The 1,313-nt window shown below is 72.3% G+C and carries 2 protein-coding genes; both read left to right on the forward strand.

The window, feature by feature from the left end:
- On the forward strand, positions 1–1,037 hold a 1,037-nt coding region (locus DBR34_RS23415), incomplete at its 5' end, for a penicillin-binding protein activator (protein WP_258224000.1).
- A gap of 5 nt (positions 1,038–1,042) precedes the next feature.
- On the forward strand, positions 1,043–1,313 hold a 271-nt coding region (locus tag DBR34_RS15925), incomplete at its 3' end, for a YraN family protein (protein ID WP_128097528.1).

Genomic DNA, 1,313 nt, shown 5'->3' on the forward strand with positions numbered 1-1,313 from the left:
AACAGGCGGTGCAGTTCGACACCAGCAAGCGCCCGCCGGCCATGAGCGACGGCTACCGTCCGCCGGTGAAGATGGCCGTGCTGCTGCCGCTCAGCGGCCGCCTGGCTACCGCCGCGCAGCCGGTGCGCGACGGCCTGCTCAGTGGCTACTACGGTGAAACCCGCCGCCGCCCGGACATCCAGTTCATCGACACCGCCGGCACCGCCGCCGGTGCCGTGGCCGCGTACGACAAGGCGGTCAATGCCGGCGTCGATTTCGTGGTCGGCCCGCTCGGCCGCGACGAAGTGGACGCCGTGTTCGGCCGCGCCCAGCTGCCCGTGCCGGTGCTGGCGCTGAACCGCGGCAAGAGCAGCCCGCCGGCCGGCAGCGCCGGCTTCTCGCTGGCCCCGGAAGACGACGGCATCATCGCCGCCGAATACCTGCGGGGGCGCGAGCGCAGCAAGGTGCTGGTGGTCCACAGCAATGACGACAACGGCCGCCGTGCCGCCGCCGCGTTCCGCGAGCGCTTTGCCCAGCGCGGCGGCCAGGTGGTGGCCAGCATCGGCGTGGGCGAGACCGTAGGCAACATCGATGCGCAGATCCGCGCAGCCGGTGCCGTCGACGGCGTGCTGCTGGCGGTGAAGGCACCGCAGGCGCGCGCACTGGCCCCGCAGCTGGCGCTGGCCGGTGCCGGTGGCGCCACCCGCGTGGGCACCTCGCAGCTCACCGTGGGTGCCGGCAAGGCCGACGAAGACATGGCCCTGGATGGCATCGTGTACCCCAACGAAGCATGGAACGTGCGCGGCGTGCCGGGCCTGCCGTCGGCCACCACGGCCGGGCAGATCCTGCCCAGCGCGCGCGGCGCCTCCGGCCGCCTGTTCGCGTTTGGTTTCGATGCGTGGAAGATCAGCGCCTATCTGGACAAGATGGCCAACGAAGGCGGTCTGTCCGGGGCAACCGGCACGCTGTTCCTGGACAGCAACGGCAACGTGCTGCGCGTGCCGGCATGGTCGACCTTCAGCGGCGGCCGGCCGACGCCGATCGCCAGCGCCAACTAAGCCGCATGCCAACCGCGCGGGCACAGCGTGGCGCGGCGGTGGAAGCCGCCGCGCAGGCGTACCTGCGCACGGCCGGCCTGCAACCGATCAGCGCCAATGCGCGCTACCGCGGCGGTGAACTGGACCTGGTCATGCGCGACGGTGACACCACCGTGTTCGTGGAAGTGCGCTACCGCGCCAGCGCCGGGTTTGGCGGCGGTGCGGCATCGGTGGACCTGCGCAAGCGGCGCAAGCTGGTGCTGGCCGCGCAGTTGTTCCTTGCGTCCCACCCCGCCC

The organism is Stenotrophomonas sp. HMWF003, assembly GCF_003061285.1.
In the GTDB taxonomy this organism is placed as follows: Bacteria; Pseudomonadota; Gammaproteobacteria; order Xanthomonadales; family Xanthomonadaceae; genus Stenotrophomonas; species Stenotrophomonas maltophilia_AP.